Origin of the sequence: Isoptericola aurantiacus, assembly GCF_044769875.1 — a bacterium.
Taxonomy (GTDB): domain Bacteria; phylum Actinomycetota; class Actinomycetes; order Actinomycetales; family Cellulomonadaceae; genus Isoptericola; species Isoptericola aurantiacus.
In genome coordinates this window covers 237,972-256,429 of record NZ_JBJBAE010000003.1, presented here as the reverse complement: position 1 = coordinate 256,429, position 18,458 = coordinate 237,972, and the positions used below count along the sequence as shown (strand labels likewise).

Below are 18,458 nucleotides of genomic sequence, written 5' to 3'. Positions count from 1 at the left end.
GCCGGATCAGGCGCGACAGACGACGAGCGCCCCACCCGGACGTCGGCTCAGGTGCGTCGTCTTGTCCAGGTCGACGGGGAGGTTCTCGTCGGCGCCCTCCGAGATTTTGCGTCCGACCTTGGTCGGGGCGCCGGAGATCGTTCCCCAAACTGGCGTGATGGCGAGGTTCCACTCTCCGTCACCCGGGACCGCTAGGGAGTCGAGGGTGATCGCGCAGGTCACCGGTCCTCGCTCTCGCCTCGAACTGACCTCCACGGGCAGCACGACCCTGGCCCCGTCCCCTGCGTGCGGCCGGAGCTCGGCTAGGACGGTCTCCGGCGGCGTCAGTACCCGCTTGCCGGCCGCCTCGACGTGGATCGTGACCCCTGATGGTCCTTTCTCGAGTTGGAGGAGGTTTGCCGTGGTCGACATGGCCTCTGTCGCCCGGCGCCAGTCGAGTGGGATCCTGGAGGACAGATCTCTGGGGAGCGCGACGACCATATGGCCGTCCTCCACGGCGTAATGCAGTCGTCGGACGTCGCCGTGAGCGTGATCCGCCACGGCTACAAGGTCGTCGTCCCGATCTCCCGCGAACAGCAGCCATAGCGGGAGCTGCAGGTGCGGTGGTAGGTGCGAGCGCAGCCCGTCGTTCCAGATCCCGCGGAACCGCTCGCGGGAACGGGCTGCCATCTGGGCGCGCACTGCGCCATCCTGCTCCTTCCAGATGTTGCGGACGAGGCCGTGGTAGACGTAGCGGGAAACGCGGCGCATGAGCGCGTCTCGGCGAAGACCTGGCTCGACGTGTTCCCTGATGAGGGTTTCCAGGCGCGAGGCCTTCTCGAAGATCGTCTCGAACCCCGGCCCGGACTTCGACAGATGCTCGCCACTGTCGTCACGGAGCCGCCACAGGTAGTAGTCGTCGTCCGCCAGGATCGCGATCCTGCGGGCCTTCAGCTCCGCCGCGGCCACGAAGAGCACGTCCTCACCGACACTGATGTCCTCTGGGAACCGCAGCCCGTTGTCCTCGATGTGCGACCGGCGGAAGAGCTTGTGGGGTGTCATCGCATGGAACAGGTGGTCCTCGGCCAGATCCGCGTCCAAGACCGTGCGGCGGAACGTGGTCGACGGCTGACCTCGGCCGCCGATGCCCTTCAGCCGACCGAGAACGACGTCGCTCCCGGTCGCCTCGGCCGTGCCGACGAGGCGCTCGAGGGCCCACGGGGTGAGCAGGTCGTCCGCGTCCAAGCAGAAGACGTACGTGCCCGTGGCGTGGTCGAGGGCCACGTTGCGCGGCCGGGACGCCGAACCCGAGTTCTGCTGCGCGATGACCCGCATGCGAGGGTGCTCGGTAGCGAGTTGCTCGAGTATCGCGAGGGTGTCGTCCGTCGAACCGTCGTCGACGACGACGATCTCTACGCGTTCGGGAGCGAGTGTCTGCGCGAAGACCGACCGCACCGACTCTTCGACGTAGCGGGAGACGTTGTAGGCAGGGATGATGACGGTGACGTCGGCCCCGCCGGACGGTTCCGTACGACGCGGCCGGGCAGCCTCGTTCGCCGCCGGCGGGGCGGTTACGTCCCATCCGCGCGCAGTCCGTGGGCCGTCCGCTAGGCGGGGGCGCAACTGCCACCGCCAGGTCGGGGCGTGGAAGATCGCTGTCAGGCGGCTGCCGGTTGGAGCGACCTTGAGCGTCGCAACCCCGCGTTCGGGCGTCGCCCGGGCCAGCAACCGGGCGATCGGGCCAATCGCGCCATGACGCTCGGCCGCCGAGTGCAGCAGTACTCCCGCGGCGCCGGAGAGCTGTGCCGGGGCGTCGGCATGCAAGCCGTGCACCGGCACATCGACCGTATGCCGTCGCAAGAGCCCCTTGCCCGACGTCGTGACGGTGCCGCGCATCCAGTCCGGCCTCAAGTGGTCGAGGATACCGTGACGCACCTGTCCGACGTCGATGGTCAGCGCGCCGTGCTTCGACCGGGCCGCCACGACGGCGCGTCCACCCACCATGGCTGGCCGGGGCGGAGCGGCGGACCGAACGGGGTGGTGGGAGAGTTCGCCGAGCAGGCGGCTCTTGGCGTTCACCACCCACTCGGCGTCGGCGACGGCCTTCCCCTGTGCCGCGGTGGCGGGGGAGAAGTTGGTGATCGTCGACACGGCGACGCTCACCATCGATCCCTGGGGCGGCTCCGGTGCGGTGCCGGGTCGGGCCATCCGCTCCAGGGCGACCTGGCTGCGCGACTTGAGGTTCCAGGTGGCCTTTGAGAGGTCGTCGCGAAGCGTCAGGTGGGACGACGCGGCGCGCACATCTTCGGTGACGTCGCGGAGGCCGATCGGCAACTCGTCGAGCGACGGGGGCAGCACGCGGTGCAACCGACCTTCCGTCTTCCGGAACGGAACAGGCCGGCCCTCAGAGTCGGTCCATCGAGCGGTCGCCCGGATACGCAGTGTGCCCTTTTCCCACCAGATCGCGTCCACCGTGGAGTGCCCGACGACCGAGGAGTCGAGCATCTCTAGTTCGCGCAGCTGATCGACGCGACGGCGCCGCAGGAGCCACGCTTTGGGGCGGTCGAGAGCGGGCAGGCTGGCGTCCCAGTCCTCCGGGATGTGCCTGCGCGTGAGTTCGGCTGCGCGCTCGACCGCGTACTGGGCATGCTCGGGAGTGCGAACGGAGCGGAGGTAGCTGGTGAGGCGCGACAGCACCCGCAGCCGGTACTGGTGCATGAGCTGCGTCTGGCGCGCGGCCGCGAGCGACTCGGTGGCGAGGGCCGTGGTGATGAAGTCGAACAGGGCGGCGAGCTTTTCCCAGAACTCGTCCTCCCACGGGCCGTAGGTGGCCGAGTTGTTCTGGTCCGTCGCATGCCACAGGTAGACGGGCGTGTCCGACAGGATCGACACGACCTGGGCGTGCTTGAAGCACTCGACGTTGAAGTAGACGTCCTCCCACAGCATCCGGCGGCCCTCGGGGAATCGGATGTCGTGCTCCAGCAGGAAGGCTCGACGATAGAACTTGTGCGGCATCATCGGCATCAAGGCGTTGATGCCGCGGCGTGGCAGGGCATTCGGAATGTTCGCCGTGTAGTTGCCGAGGCCCCAGCGAGGGTCGGAGGTCTTTAGTTCCTTCGGGCTGAGCACGTCAGCGTGGTGTGCGGTCGCGTACTCATAAGAGGCGCGCAGGCCGTCAGGGAGGATCTCGTCGTCGTGATCCATGAACAGCACGTACTCGCCGCGCGCAATCTCTATGCCGATGTTGCGGGGCCGGCTTGGCCAGCCGGAGTTCTCGATGCGTTTGATCCGGACGTTGGGCCGTTCGTCGCGGATCGCCTCGAGCCTCGACCAGGTGTCGTCCGGAGAGCCGTCGTCGACGATGATCAGCTCGAACTCGTCCTGCGGCATCGACTGGGCCGCGAGCGAGTCCACGACGCGTCGGATGCCTTCCCCGGGCTGGTAGGCCGGGACGACCACCGAGACTTTCAGCGTGGTGGAGGTGGCGGACGGGGTCACGCGCCGGACTCCCGGTTCGTGGCGCCACGGCCGTTCTTTTCCGACTCGATGCGCTCTTCCAGCGCGGCGATGGCACGGTTCGTGACCTCGCGGTCCGCAGACGGCGCCACTCCCCGCTCGGCCGCGTCACGGCGGGCTCGCTCGAACACGACGTCGTAGAGCTCGGCGACACGACGGTTGTCCCGCCGCAGCGCGTCGACCTCGCGACGCAGGTCCTGCAGCTCGCGCTCGTAGGCCACGAAGCGCAGCGGGCCCTCTGCGTGGTCGGCCGTGAGGTCGCTGAGCGCCTCGAGGTTGCGGATGGTGCGCGGTGCGAAGCGGCGCGCGATGCGGGCGACATAGGACTTCATTGGTGGTCAGGCTCCCAGGGTGGTCAGCGCCAGATCAGCGTCGTGAGGGTCTGTCGGTCTCCGATGGACGTCGGTTGCTCGCCCGTCTGGACCGTGTGCAGGGCGAGGCCGAAGCGGCGCATCTCGGAGCGCAGCTTGGCCGCGGACAAGCCCCACGTCTCGGGGTTCTGCGGGTCGCGCAGCGGCGCGTCGGTGCACACTGTCGCATAGCAGAACGTCTGCTCGTCCAGGGCGCCGCGCAGCAGCGCCTGGAAGAGGTCCGCGCGGCCCAGCTCGGGCATCTCGTGGATCAGGTGGTGCGCGAAGAAGTACGGCTGGCGTCCCTCCTCGATGAGGTCGAGGGTCAGACGCAGGAGCATGTGCCGGTCGTTGAAGTTGCAGAAGCGGTACTCGACGCCGTCGGGCCGGGTCTGGTGGGCGATGCGCAGGGCCTCGTAGCTGTAGTCCAGCCCGAGCACCTCGTGCCCGGCCGCGGCGATCCGTTCGGTGAGTCGGCCGTCGCCGCAACCGAGGTCGATCACGAACGACTTGTCCGGCAGCAGAGAGAGGAACTGGTCCACCTGGGCCTCGCCACCCGCCGCCTCTTCCGAGCGGGCGGAGTACTTCTCGTAGTGCTTCTCCCAGAACACCCGCTGGCGGTTGAACACACCGAAGTAGTTGTCGAACCGGCGTCGGGTCGAGCGCGGCGAGACGAACATGAACGAGGGGTCGGGGATGCGCCAGGACGGCCCGTAGGCGAACTCCAACCATGCCTCGGGCTTGGCCGGAGCAGGGAGGTCCACCCCGTCGATCGTCATCGTGGAGACGGGAACGAGCGTGTCCGCAGCCAGCTCGCCGCGAAGCGCGAACGGTTGGTTGTAGAGGCCGTCCTCGGTGTGGTAGCCGGTGAAGATGTCGATGTAGTGGTCCGTCTCGCCCTTCTCGGTGAAGAACGTGACCTGGAGCTGGGCCAGGCTCAGCACGATCGCCGTGTATCCCTCGGCGGCGAGCCTGCGCTGCAGGTCGTAGCTGACGCGTCCCGCCTCCCAGTCGGTGCGAGCCTCGGAGAGGAAGGCGAAGTCGATGTCGTCGTCGTGGGGGAGCATGCCGCCGTTGCGCATCGCGCCCAGCAGGCTGCCGCCGACGATGTAGAGGGGGTATCCCCAGGACTCCATGAGGTCGGCCAGGCGTCGGCCGTTGGCGAGAAGCCGGTCACGCACCCCGGTGTCGCCCTCGAGCACGGGACCGAGTCGGTCCCACTTGTTCATGGCGAGCGGACGGCCCTGGGAATCCGTCACCGACACGCGAGCAGACCGTTCAGCCGCTCCGCGGAAAGTGACGTCGCCGGTCGCCAGCACCTCGTCGTCCGCAGAGCGGCGCACCGTCACCGTCGTCCGGCCCCGCAGGTACGGGCGCAGCGGCTCGGGCCAGCTCAGCCGCCGACCGAGAGGGTTCCGGGTCGCCGCGGGAAGCTTGGTCGACCACACCCGGCGACCGTCGAAGAGCACGTCGACGGTCTCCGCAGGCTGGTCGGCGGGAACACGAACGCGCATCCCGAACCGGGAGGCGGTCACGGAACTCATCGCAGGGAGGGCCCTTCGTCGCTGATGTCGGCAGGTCGTGAGTCTACGGGACCCGCCACGTGCCCTCGGTGGTCCACACGCGACGTCGCGGGGAGCGCCGGACGCTAGGGTGGTCGGGCTCTGCACCATCACCTGACGGAAGGCCCCCATGCACGTCGCCCACGTGCTGTCCGCGCCCAGTGGCCCGGACCGCCGAGCGCTCTACCTGGAGTCCCGCAGCGGCACGGACCGTGGCGAGTACCACCCCGACGGGTCGGTGCGTGTGCCGTCCGGGGGAGCGCAGGGCTTCGCCACCTATCTTGGTGCCTTCCCGGCGTCGTACTGGGCGCACTGGACCGGTACGCAGAAGGTCCGGCTGGAGCTCGAGGTGGAGGGGTCGGGAACCGTCCGGCTGATGCGGAGCGCTCCGGACGGCACCGGAGCTGCCGTGACGTCGGTTCCCGCTGCCCGGGACGTCGCGCTCGAGGTCGACGTGCGCGACATGGGCGAGGGCGGATGGCTGTGGTTCGAGATCGAGGCGACCGACGACGTCACGGTGCGGGCCGGGCGGTGGCTCGTCGACGCCGCACCCCGCCGCGCGGGAAAGGTGTGTCTGTCGATCACCACCGTGAACAAGCCCGACTACTGCACGGCGACGCTCTCCGCGATCGCGGCCTCCCCGGCGCTGCTGGAGGCGGTGGACACGGTCTTCGTGATCGACCAGGGCAACGACAAGGTGGCCGACCACGCCGGGTTCGCGGACGTGGCCCGTGCCCTCGGTGCCCAGCTGACGGTCATCGACCAGGGCAACCTGGGTGGTTCCGGCGGCTTCTCCCGCGGCATGCTCGAGACGCTGGACCGGCCGGGCAGCGATGCCGTCATGCTGCTCGACGACGACGTCGCCGTCGACCCGGAAGCGTTGCTGCGGGCGATCCGGTTCCACCGCACGGTGCCGGAACCCGTGGTCGTCGGCGGTCACATGCTCGACTACAACGATCCGACCGTCCTGCACGCGTTCAGCGAGGTCGTCGACCAACGGCACTTCATGTGGGGGTCCCCGGACCGCGAGCACGAGCGGCACGATCTCGCCGACCAGCCGCTGCGCGACACCCCCTGGATGCACGCGCGGGCCGACGGTGACTTCAACGGCTGGTGGATGTGCCTGCTGCCGACCGCAGTCATGCGGGCGGTCGGGCTCTCGATGCCGTTCTTCATCAAGTGGGACGACGCCGAGTTCTGCCTCCGCGCCGGGGAGGCCGGCTTCCCCACGGTCTCGCTGCCGGGCGCAGCCCTGTGGCACGTGGCCTGGGTGGACAAGGACGACACCGTCGAGTGGCAGGCGCGGCTGCACACGCGAAACCGGGTGGTCACCGCTCTGCTGCACGCCGAGCGTCCGCGCGGTGGTGCCCTGCTGCGCGACCTGCTGGCCACTGACCTCAAGCTCCTGCTCGGCATGCGGTACTACCCGGTCGACCTGCACGTGCGTGCCCTGCAGGAGGTGCTCGCCGGCCCGGCCACCCTGCACGACGGGCTGGAACGGACCGTGGCCGACGCCCTCGACGTCGGAGCGCGCTACGTCGAGACGGTGCGGCACGGGGACGACGCCGTGCTCGCTGCGGCGCCCCGGCAGGACGGCGGCCCCGGGCCCAGGCCCCAGGGCGCCAGGGCGCAGGCGATCTTTGCGACGAAGGGGGTGCTGCGCACCCTGCGCCCCGTCGGCGCCACGGCTCGTCGGCGCCCCGACGTCGTGCTGAGCCGCGCCCAGGCGACCTGGTGGGAGGTGCCTCGCCACGCCTCGGCCCTGGTCCTGTCCGGTGACGAGTCCACGGGGACCTGGCTGCGCCGTGACGCCCGGACGTTCTGGCGGCTGGCCCTCGCCACCGTCGCTTCCCACCTGAAGGTCGCGTTGCGCTGGCGCAGCCTGTCCGCGACCTGGAAGGCGGCTGCCGACGACCTGACGGCGCTCGGGACGTGGCGCCGCACCTTCGAGAAGTGACCGTCGACCGCGGTGCCTCGGCGCGCCGCGGCGCCCACTAGGATGTGCGGGATGTCCACACCCACCGTCGTCGCCGTCGTCGTGTCGTACAACCGGGCCGAGCTGCTCGGTCAGGCGCTCGACGGGCTGGCGGCCCAGTCGAGGCCGGTCGACCGCATCCTCGTCGTCGACAACGCCTCGACGGACGACGCGCTGGACGTCGCGCGCGCGCACCCCGTCGGCCCCGACGTCGTCGCCCTGGCGCGCAACACGGGCGGTGCCGGCGGATTCGCCGTCGGGCTGGCGACCGCCGTCGCCGATCTCGGCGCCGACCTTGTCTGGCTGATGGACGACGACACGGTCCCGACGCCGTCGGCCCTGGACGCGCTCCTGGCCGCACGGGACGCCCACGCCGGCCCGGTGGCCGCGCTGGCCAGCCGGGTCGTGTGGACCGACGGCAGCGACCACCCGATGAACACGCCTCGGCCGCGCCCGGGCGCCACGCCCCAGGCGCTGCGGCGGGCGAGCGCCGCCGGGGCCGTCCCGGTCCGGTCGATGTCGTTCGTGTCGATGCTGGTCGACGCCGCGGCGGTGCGGCGTCACGGACTACCGGTGGCCGACTTCTTCATCTGGAACGACGACTTCGAGTTCTCGACCCGGGTGCTGCGTGACGGCGTCGGGCTCTACGTCCCCGGCAGCGTCGTCGAGCACCGGACCGCCCGGCTGGTCGGGACCGACTCGGACCCGGGGCCCCGCTTCTACTACGAGGTGCGCAACAAGGTCTGGACGTTCACCCGGTCGCCGGCGCTCAGTGCGTCCGAGCGGCTGCTCTACGGCGGATCGACGCTGCGCCGCTGGTGGCGGACGTTCGTGCGGTCCACCGACCGCAGAACCCTGGTCTCGTCGGGTCTGCGGGGCCTGCGCCACGGCCTGGTGCGGCGTCCGCGAGCCGACACCGAGGTCCTGTCGGGCGTCGGGACCGCCGCGCTGAGCGTGGCGCGGTTCGAAGCGGGGGATGCGGTTCCGGACCTGCCGCGACCGACGCCCACCACGCTGGACGACGCCCCGGTGACCGGCCCGCTCGACGACTCCCGGTTCTCCGTGCTGCTGCCGGTGTACGGCGGAGACGACCCGGCGCACCTGGAGCGTGCGTTCCTCTCCGTGACCCAGGACCAGACGCTCCGCCCGGACGAGGTCGTCGTCGTCCGCGACGGCCCGGTGGGTGCGGCGGTCGCCGCCGTGCTGGCCCGGCTGCCCGAGCTCACCGTGGTCCCGGTGACGGTCCTGCCCCTGGAACGCAACGTCGGCCTGGCCCGAGCCCTGGCGACGGGGCTGGAGGCCTGCAAGCACGAGATCGTCGCGCGGGCGGACGCCGACGACATCTCCCGTCCCGGCCGGTTCGCCGTCCAGGTGCCGCAGATCGTCGACGGGTACGACATCGTCGGGTCCGCCATCCAGGAGTTCGACGATAACGAGCACGATCCGGGGATGGTGCGGGTCCCGCCGACAGGCGCGGAGATCGCGACGGCTGCGCGCTTCCGCGATCCCTTCAACCATCCGTCCGTGGTGTACCGGCGCTCCGCCGTGTCCGCGGCGGGGGGGTACCAGCACCTGGACCTCATGGAGGACTACCTGCTGTTCTCCCGGATGATCGCCGCCGGTGCCCACGCGCAGAACGTGACGACGCCGCTCGTTCTCTATCGGGTGGGAGCGGGCGCCTATGCGCGTCGGGGAGGCCGACGACTGCTGGCCTCCGAGCTCGCGCTCCAGCGCACCCTGCACGCCGAAGGATTCCTGACGGGACCTCAGCTGATGCGCAACGTCGTCGTCCGGGCCGGCTACCGCCTCGTGCCCGAACCCGTGCGGAGGGCCGGCTACCGGCTGTTCGTGCGGCAGCGCGGCGGATACGTCCCGGACTGACCCCGCTCAGGGGCTTCCGCCCCGCTCTCAGGAGGAATGACATGACCGACCTCGTCGTCGTCGGGTCCGGCTTCTACGGCCTGACCGTCGCCGAGCAGATGGCTGGCCGGGGCCGCAAGGTGCTCGTCATCGATCGCCGCGACCACATCGGGGGCAACGCCTACAGCGAGACCGACCCGGAGACCGGGATCGAGGTGCACCGCTACGGGGCCCACCTCTTCCACACCTCGAACGAACGCGTGTGGGAGTACGTCAACAGGTTCACGGCGTTCACCCCCTACGTGCATCGGGTGTACACCACGCATCGCGGCGAGGTGTACCCGATGCCGATCAACCTGGGGACGATCAACCAGTTCTTCCGCTCCGCCCACGGTCCCGACGCCGCCCGCGCGCTGGTTCGTGAGCAGGCGGCCGAGCTCGCCGGAAAGGCCCCCGAGAACCTGGACGAGCAGGGTGTCTCCCTCATCGGCCGTCCTCTGTACGAGGCGTTCATCCAGGGCTACACCGCCAAGCAGTGGCAGACGGACCCGAGAGAGCTGCCGGCGTCGGTGATCTCGCGTCTCCCGGTGCGGTACACCTACGACAACCGGTACTTCAACGACACCCACGAGGGCCTCCCGGTCGACGGCTACACGGCGTGGCTCGAGCGGATGGCCGACCACCCGAACATCGAGGTCCGCCTGGACACCGACTTCTTCGACACGACGCAGCCGGTCCATCAGGGCGCGGTGGTCGGCCAGGTCCCCGTCGTCTACACCGGGCCCGTCGACCGGTACTTCGGCGACGTCGAGGGAGAGCTGAGCTGGCGCACGCTGGACTTCGACCGTGAGGTCCTGTCCGTCGGCGACTTCCAAGGTACGCCGGTGATGAACCATGCGGACGCCGACGTTCCCTACACGAGGATCCTCGAGTTCCGACACTTCCACCCGGAACGTGAGTACCCGGTGGACCGTACCGTGGTGGTGCGCGAGTACTCGCGCTTCGCCGAGCGTGGTGACGAACCGTACTACCCCGTGAACACCCCCGAGGACAGGGCCCGTCTGCTGCGCTATCGCGAACGCATGGCGGGGGAGCCGGACGTCCACTTCGGGGGCCGGCTCGGTACCTACCAGTACCTGGACATGCACATGGCGATCGGCTCGGCGCTGTCCATGGTGGACAACAAGCTCACCGTCTAGGCTTCCCGGCGGGGTCCGGGCCTGACCGCCCGGCGGACCGGCAGGCGGTTGTCGGTCGGACCGCCGAGGGCAATATCATCCGGTAGTCGCTCACGGAGCGATCGCCGTGGGGAAGGACTCCGTACCACTGACAGGAAACAGATATGCGCGTGCTCATCACCGGCGGGGCCGGTTTCATCGGGGCGAACTTCGTGCGGCAGACGGTGCGGGAGCGTCCCGGTGTCGCGGTGACCGTGCTGGACGCCCTGACATATGCGGGCGACCGTGCCTCGCTCGCCGGGCTCGAGGGCGTCGAGCTCGTGGTGGGTTCGGTGGCCGACGCGGAGCTGGTGGACCGGCTGGTCGCGGGCAGCGACCTCGTGGTGCACTTCGCGGCGGAGTCGCACAACGACAACTCGCTGAACGACCCGTCGCCGTTCGTGCAGACGAACCTGGTGGGCACGTACACGCTGCTGGAGGCGGTGCGCCGGCACGGCGTGCGCTTCCACCACATCTCGACCGACGAGGTGTACGGGGACCTGGAGCTGGACGATCCGGCGAAGTTCACCGACCGGACGCCGTACAACCCGTCGAGCCCGTACTCGTCGACCAAGGCGGGGTCGGACCTGTTGGTTCGGGCCTGGGTGCGCTCGTTCGGCGTCGAGGCGACGATCTCGAACTGCTCGAACAACTACGGGCCCTACCAGCACGTGGAGAAGTTCATCCCGCGTCAGATCACGAATCTCATCGACGGTGTGCGGCCCCGGTTGTACGGAGCGGGGTTGAACGTGCGGGACTGGATCCACGTCGAGGACCACAACGCCGCGGTGTGGGCGATCATCGACTCCGGCCGGATCGGTGAGACGTACCTGATCGGGGCCGACGGGGAGAAGAACAACCTCGAGGTGGTGCAGACCCTGCTGGAGGTGTTCGGTCGCGACGCCGGCGACTTCGACCACGTCGCCGACCGGCCGGGGCACGACCTGCGCTACGCGATCGATGCGTCGAAGCTGCGCGAGGAGCTGGGCTGGGAGCCACGGTTCACCGACTTCCGCAGCGGGCTGGAGACCACGGTGGACTGGTACCGCGACAACGAGGCCTGGTGGCGACCTCGCAAGGCCGCCGTCGAGACCAAGTACGCTGCCACCGGTCAGTAGGCACGGACGGCTGGGGCGTCACCGAGTGGAGGTCCGCACATGATCTGCACCGTCAGCACGATCAAGGAATCGCCCGAACGAGTTCGACAGTTCGTCGATGACAACCTGTCAGCAGGCGTCGACCACATGTTCGAGTTCGTCGACGCCCCGAACGGTCCCGTGGTGCGGTATCTGGCAGAGCATCCGCACTGCACCGTGGTGCGGACGGACGACCGCTACTGGGACGGGGATCGACCGCCGAACCTCAACAGCAGGCAACGGATCAACGCCAACCTCGTGAGGACCCTGCTCGCCCCGCTGTCGTGGTGCGACTGGCTCTTCCACATCGACGCCGACGAGTGCCTGGACATCGATCGAGAGCAGCTCGAGACGTTGGCCGACGATGTTCACGCCGTTCGGCTCTCCCCTTGGGAGTCGGTCAGCGGGCCGCACGCGTACTCCGGAAGCTTCAAGCGGTTGCTCGACCGCGACGAGCTGCGTCTGCTTCGACTGCTCGGTGTCCTCAGGAAGCCGACGAATCGTGCGCTCTTCCACGGACACGTACAGGGCAAGGTGGGCATTCGGCCATCGCTCGACTTGGCCCTCTCGATCCATTGGGCGACGATCGGGGGTGGGGAGCGCATCCTGGGCACCCATGACCACTCGTGGTACGTCCTGCATCGGGAGTCGGTCAGCGAGGACGACTTCATGACCAAGTGGTCGGGGATGCTCGACCAGCCCGGCAACGGCACCCACCGGGGATTCCGCGCCGTCGTCAGATCGGCAGTCAGTGCGCTCGTCACGAACGAGAAGCTGGACGACCAGGAGCGGAGCTTGCTGCTCCACCAGGTGTACACCGAGGCGGTGGCCGACCCGGTGGGAGCACTCGAGCGCCTGGGCTATCTCGAACGGCCTGATCCCGGCCGCCACCGCCATACCCCACGGCCCCCGTCGGGCCGACAGCTCCGGGAGACGGAGGCCTTGCTGGACGTGCTCCTGGCGGCCCCCAAGCGCAGCTTTCTCCCGACGGCCGGTCTGGAGGCGCAACGCCGGGAGCTCCGGGCTGCCGCACGCTCGCTGACGGACGAGCACGGGGACCTGGCCGACCGGGTAGAGGCGACGGTGGCACGGGAGCCGTCGCCGGTGACGCCGGACGCTCCACGAACGCCGTGAACCGGATGCCGGCCGGCCGACTTCGTCGACCTCATCCCGGGTGCTGCTGTTGGGGGTACTCGACGGACTGTCCGGCCGAGCCCCGTCAAGTCAGGGGAGGATCCGCCTGACCCGTCGGAGGACGGCTCGGGGGAGGCCGCGCAGTGTGCGGTGGTGCAGTGCGGTCTCGAGTGCGGCGTTGCGGGCGCGGAGCTCTGCCGTCTCGGTGGTCGCGGTGCGGAGCTGTTCGCGGAGGGTGTCGTTGGCCGCGCGGGTCTTTGCCAGCTCGCGATCCCGGGCGTCGCGGGTGGCGCGCAGCTGCGCGATCGTCTTGGCGTTCGATCGTGCGGTCTTCTTGAGGTCGCGGAGTTCGGTGCGCAGCTCGGAGCGCATCTGCTTGGCGTTGCGTGACAGGTCGGCGATCTGGCCGCCGGCGGCGACTCGTGCGGCGATGTCGCGGAAGGCGTCGCGGGACCACTGGGGTTCTTTGGTCAGGACGGTGTCGAAGTCCCATCGGTCGCCGAGGTGTTCGAAGTCGTCGGCGTACACGCGGTCCAGGGTGTCCTTGACCTCGGGGGTGAACAGGCGTCCGGCGACGGGCAGCGGGGTCGAGTTCTCTCGACCGAGCACCAGTGGCTCCGTGTGTCCGTGCTGGGCGAGGTGGTGGCCGAGGTCGTCGAGCAGCTCGGGGACCTCGGACATGTCGTAGAGCCGCGAGTAGGGGACCGTGCCCCGGCCCAGACGCTGCCACTGTGACTGGAAGTGCACGTCCGACTGGATCCTTGCCCTGCCGGCCCCGCCCAGTGCGGTCACGAACCGTGCGAAGTCCTCGACGACGTCGTCGGCGGACTCCGGCACCCGGGCCAACCACGGCTCACCGGCGAAGCGCTCGAAGACCTGGACCGGGTGACCGGTGAGGAACTTGGACTGCCAGGCCGACCACGCCCGCAGGCGGGGGTCCCGGACCACGGAGAACACGAACCAGCCGTTCGCCGGTGAGATCTGCGACCGCTGCTCGTCGGTCAGCTCGTGCAGACCCGTGACGTCGGACCACAACGTGTGGCGGTGCACCGTCTCCTGCCGGTTCGGCGCAGGGCCCAGGCCGCGACGGAACCTGGTGGGTTCCTGCCCGCTGATGTCGGCGAGCAACCATTTGATGCTCGTCCCCGCCGCCTTCCCGACGGCGACATAGACGATCTTCTGGTCCCACAGGACGAGAGACCTCAGCTCGCCCGTGGCATCGACAGCGGTCGGTGGTGCACCCGCGGCACGCCTCGCCGCATCCTGCGCTGTGCTCTTGACGGTCACTGCTCGCTCCCGGAACCGTGCAGCGCACGTCGCGCCCGTCGGAGGACGGCTCGGGGGAGGCCGCGCAGTGTGCGGTGGTGCAGTGCGGTCTCGAGTGCGGCGTTGCGGGCGCGGAGCTCTGCCGTCTCGGTGGTCGCGGTGCGGAGCTGTTCGCGGAGGGTGTCGTTGGCCGCGCGGGTCTTTGCCAGCTCGCGATCCCGGGCGTCGCGGGTGGCGCGCAGCTGCGCGATCGTCTTGGCGTTCGATCGTGCGGTCTTCTTGAGGTCGCGGAGTTCGGTGCGCAGCTCGGAGCGCATCTGCTTGGCGTTGCGTGACAGGTCGGCGATCTGGCCGCCGGCGGCGACTCGTGCGGCGATGTCGCGGAAGGCGTCGCGGGACCACTGGGGTTCTTTGGTCAGGACGGTGTCGAAGTCCCATCGGTCGCCGAGGTGTTCGAAGTCGTCGGCGTACACGCGGTCCAGGGTGTCCTTGACCTCGGGGGTGAACAGGCGTCCGGCGACGGGCAGCGGGGTCGAGTTCTCTCGACCGAGCACCAGTGGCTCCGTGTGTCCGTGCTGGGCGAGGTGGTGGCCGAGGTCGTCGAGCAGCTCGGGGACCTCGGACATGTCGTAGAGCCGCGAGTAGGGGACCGTGCCCCGGCCCAGACGCTGCCACTGCGGTACGAAGTGGTCGTCCTCGCCGACGCGGGAGTCCTCGCTGCTGCCCAGCACGGTCACGAACCGTGCGAAGTCCTCGACGACGTCGTCGGCGGACTCCGGTACCCGGGGCAGCCACGGCTCGCCCTCGAAGACCGTGTGGGTGTGGGTCGGGTTGCCCGAGAGGAACTTGGACTGCCAGGCCGACCACGCCCGCAGGCGAGGGTCCCGGACCACGGAGAACACGAACCAACCGTTCGCCGGTGAGATCTGCGACCGCTGCTCGTCGGTCAGCTCGTGGAGGGTGGGAACTCCCTGCCACACCGACCGTGCGTGCACGGTCTGCCACCGTGTCGGTGCGAGCCCGATGCGCGCACGGAAAGCGCCACGGTCCTGGCCGGTGAGGTCGGCAAGCAGCCACTTGATGCTGGTGCTGGCGTTCTTGGCCACCGCGACGAAGACGACACGCTGCTCCCACAGCACGAACGAGTCGAGCGGCTCGGTCGCGGCGGCCGCGGTGGGAGGATGTTCCGCAGGAGCGCCCACCTGTGGCACCGATCGTTCGTGCTCACGTGTCATGGCGCTGCCCCTTAGGATCTGACGAGTTCGTGCGGCTCCGCACGGCGCGTTCAAGGACGTCGACCGCCCCGGGGGCACCACGGCGGGCCCCCGGGACGGTCACCCGGCGTTCAGGCAGAGTGCGGCAGGCCGCCGACCATGCCCGCAGCCACCGTCTTGTTGGTGGACTCGTCCACGAGGATGAACGACCCCGTCTCCGGGTTCTGCTGGTACGGGTCGACGAACAGCGGCTGCGTCACGCGCAGCTGGATGCGGCCGATCTCGTTGAGCTTGATCTCGGTCGCCTCCTCGTCACGGTGCAGCGTGTTGACGTCCACGCGGTAGTTGATGTCCTTGACCATGGCACGGGCCCAGCGGGTCGTGTGCTTGATCGCGTACTTCTTGCCGGGCACCAGCGAGGCGGTCTCGTCCATCCAGCAGATCTGCGCGTCGATGTTCTGCAGCGCGGCCGGGGTGTTGTTCGGACGAGCGATCATGTCCCCGCGTGAGATGTCGATCTCGTCGGCGAGGCGCACCGTGACCGCCATGGGCGGGTAGGCCTCGTCGACCGGGCCGTCCGCGGTGTCGATCGACTCGATCGTCGTCTCCAGGCCCGCCGGCAGCGCGACGACCCGGTCCCCGGGCTTCATGACGCCGGAGGCGACCGTCCCCGCGTAGCCGCGGTAGTCGCGCGCGTCGTGGGACTGCGGGCGGATCACGTACTGCACCGGGAACCGGACGTCCGTGAGGTTGCGGTCCGAGGCGACGTGCAGCCGCTCGAGGTGGCTCAGCAGGGCGGGGCCGTCGTACCACGGGGTGTTCTCGGACCGGTTGACGACGTTGTCGCCCTCCAGGGCCGAGATCGGGATGAAGGTCAGGTCGGGCACGCGCAGGCGCGAGGCGAACTCGCCGAAGTCCTTGCGGATGTTCTCGAAGACCTCCTCGGAGTAGTCCACGAGGTCCATCTTGTTGACGCACACCACGATGTGCGGCACGCCCAGCAGGGTCGCCAGGAACGTGTGGCGACGCGACTGCTCGATGACACCCTTGCGCGCGTCCACGAGGATCAGCGCCACGTCCGCCGTCGAGGCGCCCGTGACCATGTTCCGCGTGTACTGCGTGTGGCCCGGGGTGTCGGCGATGATGAACTTGCGCTTCGGCGTCGCGAAGTAGCGGTACGCGACGTCGATCGTGATGCCCTGCTCGCGCTCGGCACGCAGGCCGTCGGTCAGCAGGGCGAGGTCGGTGTAGTCGTTGCCCCGGTCCTTGGAGACCTGCTCCACCGAGTCCAGCTGGTCCTCGAAGATCGTCTTCGAGTCGAACAGCAGGCGTCCGATGAGGGTGGACTTGCCGTCGTCGACGGAGCCGGCGGTCGCGAACCGAAGAAGGTCGGTCGATCCGTCGGTCAGCGCCTCGGCGAGGTTCTCGGTCGTGGTGGTCATGGCTTAGAAGTAGCCCTCTCGCTTGCGGTCCTCCATGGCGGCCTCGCTCACCTTGTCGTCGCCACGGGTGGCGCCGCGCTCCGTGATGCGCACGGCCGCGGTCTCCTCGACGATGGCGGTCAGGGTGGAGGCGTGGGACTCGACGGCGGCCGTCAGGTTGGCGTCGCCGACCGTGCGGTAGCGCACGGAGCGGGTCTCGGAGGTCTCCCCGTCCTTGAGCGGGGTGAACTCGTTGACCTCGAAGAGCATCCCGTCGCGGTTCACGACCTCACGCTCCTGGGCGAGGTAGAGGTCCGGGATGTCGATGTTCTCGGCCGCGATGTAGGACCAGATGTCCAGCTCGGTCCAGTTCGACAGCGGGAAGACGCGGATCGACTCGCCCTGGTGGACGCGGCCGTTGTACAGGCTCCAGATCTCGGGGCGCTGGTTCTTCGGGTCCCACTGGCCGAAGTCGTCGCGGAACGAGAACACGCGCTCCTTGGCCCGCGCCTTCTCCTCGTCGCGACGGCCCCCGCCGAAGGCGGCGTCGAAGCCGTTCTTCTCGACGGCCTCCAGCAGCACCGGCGTCTGGATCCGGTTGCGCGAGCCGTTGGGCTCCTCCTTGACCAGGCCGCGGTCGATGGCGTCCTGGACGGAGGCCACGACGAGCTGGATCCCGAGGGTGTCGACCCAGCGGTCGCGGCACTCGAGGACGGTGGGGAAGTTGAGCCCCGTGTCCACGTGCATGATCGGGAACGGGATCCGCGCCGGCGCGAACGCCTTGGCCGCCATGTGGAGCATGACGATCGAGTCCTTGCCGCCGGAGAACAGCAGCACGGGCCGCTGCATCTCCGCGACGACCTCACGGATGATGTGGATGCTCTCCGCCTCGAGGCTGCGGAGCTGGCTCAGGACGTGGGACGTCACGACTGGGCACCTTCCTTGATCGCCACGCCGACCTCCTGAAGTGCCGCACGCAGGTGTGCGGCCAGGGCCGGGTGGCAGACGAACAGATCGGGGAGCCAGGGATCCTGGCGGTTGTACTCGAGCGGCGAACCGTCGAGCCGCGTGCTGACGTGACCGGCGGCGAGCGCGACCGCGACCGGAGCCGCGGAGTCCCACTCGTACTGGCCGCCGCCGTGCACGTAGGCGTCGACAGTACCGTCAACGACGGAGACGACCTTCACGCCGGCCGATCCCATCGGGACCAGCTCGACGTCGTCGCGCTCCGCGAGCTCGGCCACGAAGGCCGGGGGGCGGGACCGGCTGGCGGCGATCCGCAGCGGCCGGTCACCCCGCAGCACGGCCTCGGCGCCCGCGTCCAGGTCTGCTACCGACGACGGCGCGCCGGTGGTGTGCACCAGGTCACGGGCGGGCAGGGCCACCGCGGCAGCGGCGAGACCGCCGGGACCCGCGGTCGCGTCGTCGTGCCCCCGCACCCAGAGCGCCACGTGGACCGCGAAGTCGTCCCGCCACCCGGCGTCCGCGGTCCGCTCGGCGAACTCGCGGGTGCCGTCGAGCGGGTCGATGATCCAGACGCGGTCCGCTCCGGTACGCGCGGCGTCGTCCTTGGCCTCCTCGGACAGGACCGCGTCGCCGGGGCGGGCGTGGGCGAGAGCCGCGGCCAGCCAGGACTGCGCGGCGGCGTCGCCGGCGTCCTTGAAGGCACGCGCCTCGAAGTCGCCACCGGCGGCGTCGACGCCGGACCGCAGGCCGAGCAGGACGTGACCGGCCCCCTCGGCGAGCGCCGACGCGAGCGCGTCGTCGTCGAGGTCGGCCTCGGGGAGGGCCGGCAAGGGCGTGGTCATCGAACTCCTCTGGGTCTCGG

Annotated in this window: 13 protein-coding genes; 5 read left to right on the top strand and 8 right to left on the bottom strand. The window is 69.7% G+C overall.

The features are described from left to right. Window positions 1–6 precede the first annotated feature (6 nt). From ACIQLL_RS11105 to ACIQLL_RS11095, 3 genes are read right to left on the bottom strand one after another with little or no spacing between them, the layout of a single operon-like run. Window positions 7–3,477, bottom strand: a complete 3,471-nt coding sequence (locus ACIQLL_RS11105) for a glycosyltransferase family 2 protein (protein WP_402466780.1) — start codon at window positions 3,475–3,477, stop codon at window positions 7–9. After that, a complete protein-coding gene (locus ACIQLL_RS11100) occupies window positions 3,474–3,827 on the bottom strand; it encodes a hypothetical protein (RefSeq protein WP_402466778.1) in 354 nt (117 codons plus the stop codon). Before ACIQLL_RS11100 ends, ACIQLL_RS11105 begins: the two co-directional genes overlap by 4 nt. A 23-nt stretch (window positions 3,828–3,850) precedes the next feature. Then, a complete protein-coding gene (locus ACIQLL_RS11095) occupies window positions 3,851–5,389 on the bottom strand; it encodes a LicD family protein (protein WP_402466775.1) in 1,539 nt (512 codons plus the stop codon). A 148-nt stretch (window positions 5,390–5,537) separates the two neighbouring features. Here ACIQLL_RS11095 and ACIQLL_RS11090 point away from each other — a divergent pair, with 148 nt between their 5' ends. The 5 genes from ACIQLL_RS11090 (at window position 5,538) to ACIQLL_RS11070 (ending at window position 12,729) form a co-directional block, all read left to right on the top strand. Beyond that, a complete protein-coding gene (locus tag ACIQLL_RS11090; protein ID WP_402466773.1) occupies window positions 5,538–7,364 on the top strand; it encodes a glycosyltransferase in 1,827 nt (608 codons plus the stop codon). Between the two features lie 51 nt (window positions 7,365–7,415). Further along, window positions 7,416–9,263, top strand: a complete 1,848-nt coding sequence (locus ACIQLL_RS11085) for a glycosyltransferase family 2 protein (protein WP_402466771.1) — start codon at window positions 7,416–7,418, stop codon at window positions 9,261–9,263. A 41-nt stretch (window positions 9,264–9,304) separates the two neighbouring features. Next, the gene (glf, locus tag ACIQLL_RS11080) at window positions 9,305–10,441 is read left to right on the top strand and encodes a UDP-galactopyranose mutase (protein ID WP_402466769.1); all 1,137 of its coding nucleotides are present in this window, start codon (window positions 9,305–9,307) and stop codon (window positions 10,439–10,441) included. Between the two features lie 143 nt (window positions 10,442–10,584). Beyond that, the gene (gene rfbB / locus ACIQLL_RS11075) at window positions 10,585–11,577 is read left to right on the top strand and encodes a dTDP-glucose 4,6-dehydratase (RefSeq protein ID WP_402466767.1); all 993 of its coding nucleotides are present in this window, start codon (window positions 10,585–10,587) and stop codon (window positions 11,575–11,577) included. Window positions 11,578–11,616: 39 nt separating this feature from the next. Further along, on the top strand, window positions 11,617–12,729 hold the full coding sequence (locus tag ACIQLL_RS11070) for a glycosyltransferase family 2 protein (protein WP_402466764.1): 1,113 nt from the start codon (window positions 11,617–11,619) through the stop codon (window positions 12,727–12,729). Window positions 12,730–12,819: 90 nt separating this feature from the next. On the opposite strand, the gene ACIQLL_RS11065 is transcribed toward ACIQLL_RS11070, so the two are convergent. The 5 genes from ACIQLL_RS11065 to ACIQLL_RS11045 form a co-directional block, all read right to left on the bottom strand. Further along, on the bottom strand, window positions 12,820–14,016 hold the full coding sequence (locus ACIQLL_RS11065; RefSeq protein ID WP_402466762.1) for a sulfotransferase family 2 domain-containing protein: 1,197 nt from the start codon (window positions 14,014–14,016) through the stop codon (window positions 12,820–12,822). Further along, entirely contained in the window at window positions 14,013–15,230 is a 1,218-nt protein-coding gene (locus tag ACIQLL_RS11060; RefSeq protein ID WP_402466760.1) for a sulfotransferase family 2 domain-containing protein, read from the bottom strand. Before ACIQLL_RS11060 ends, ACIQLL_RS11065 begins: the two co-directional genes overlap by 4 nt. Before the next feature lie 110 nt (window positions 15,231–15,340). Next, on the bottom strand, window positions 15,341–16,651 hold the full coding sequence (cysN, locus tag ACIQLL_RS11055; RefSeq protein ID WP_402466758.1) for a sulfate adenylyltransferase subunit CysN: 1,311 nt from the start codon (window positions 16,649–16,651) through the stop codon (window positions 15,341–15,343). Window positions 16,652–16,654: 3 nt separating this feature from the next. Continuing rightward, window positions 16,655–17,557 carry a sulfate adenylyltransferase subunit CysD gene (gene cysD, locus ACIQLL_RS11050; protein WP_402466755.1) on the bottom strand — a complete coding sequence of 301 codons (903 nt, stop codon included), beginning with the start codon at window positions 17,555–17,557 and terminating at the stop codon, window positions 16,655–16,657. After that, window positions 17,554–18,438, bottom strand: coding sequence for an inositol monophosphatase family protein (locus tag ACIQLL_RS11045; protein ID WP_402466752.1), 885 nt, complete (start codon window positions 18,436–18,438; stop codon window positions 17,554–17,556). Before ACIQLL_RS11045 ends, cysD begins: the two co-directional genes overlap by 4 nt. Window positions 18,439–18,458 lie beyond the last annotated feature (20 nt).

Excerpts from the sequence above, each read along its gene's own strand:
- ACIQLL_RS11100 (WP_402466778.1), bottom strand. The coding sequence starts at position 3,827 with ATGAAGTCCTATGTCGCCCGCATCGCGCGCCGCTTCGCACCGCGCACC.
- ACIQLL_RS11095 (WP_402466775.1), bottom strand. The coding sequence starts at position 5,389 with ATGAGTTCCGTGACCGCCTCCCGGTTCGGGATGCGCGTTCGTGTTCCC.
- ACIQLL_RS11090 (WP_402466773.1), top strand. The coding sequence starts at position 5,538 with ATGCACGTCGCCCACGTGCTGTCCGCGCCCAGTGGCCCGGACCGCCGA.
- ACIQLL_RS11085 (WP_402466771.1), top strand. The coding sequence starts at position 7,416 with ATGTCCACACCCACCGTCGTCGCCGTCGTCGTGTCGTACAACCGGGCC.
- glf (WP_402466769.1), top strand. The coding sequence starts at position 9,305 with ATGACCGACCTCGTCGTCGTCGGGTCCGGCTTCTACGGCCTGACCGTC.
- rfbB (WP_402466767.1), top strand. The coding sequence starts at position 10,585 with ATGCGCGTGCTCATCACCGGCGGGGCCGGTTTCATCGGGGCGAACTTC.
- ACIQLL_RS11070 (WP_402466764.1), top strand. The coding sequence starts at position 11,617 with ATGATCTGCACCGTCAGCACGATCAAGGAATCGCCCGAACGAGTTCGA.
- ACIQLL_RS11060 (WP_402466760.1), bottom strand. The coding sequence starts at position 15,230 with ATGACACGTGAGCACGAACGATCGGTGCCACAGGTGGGCGCTCCTGCG.
- cysN (WP_402466758.1), bottom strand. The coding sequence starts at position 16,651 with ATGACCACCACGACCGAGAACCTCGCCGAGGCGCTGACCGACGGATCG.
- ACIQLL_RS11045 (WP_402466752.1), bottom strand. The coding sequence starts at position 18,438 with ATGACCACGCCCTTGCCGGCCCTCCCCGAGGCCGACCTCGACGACGAC.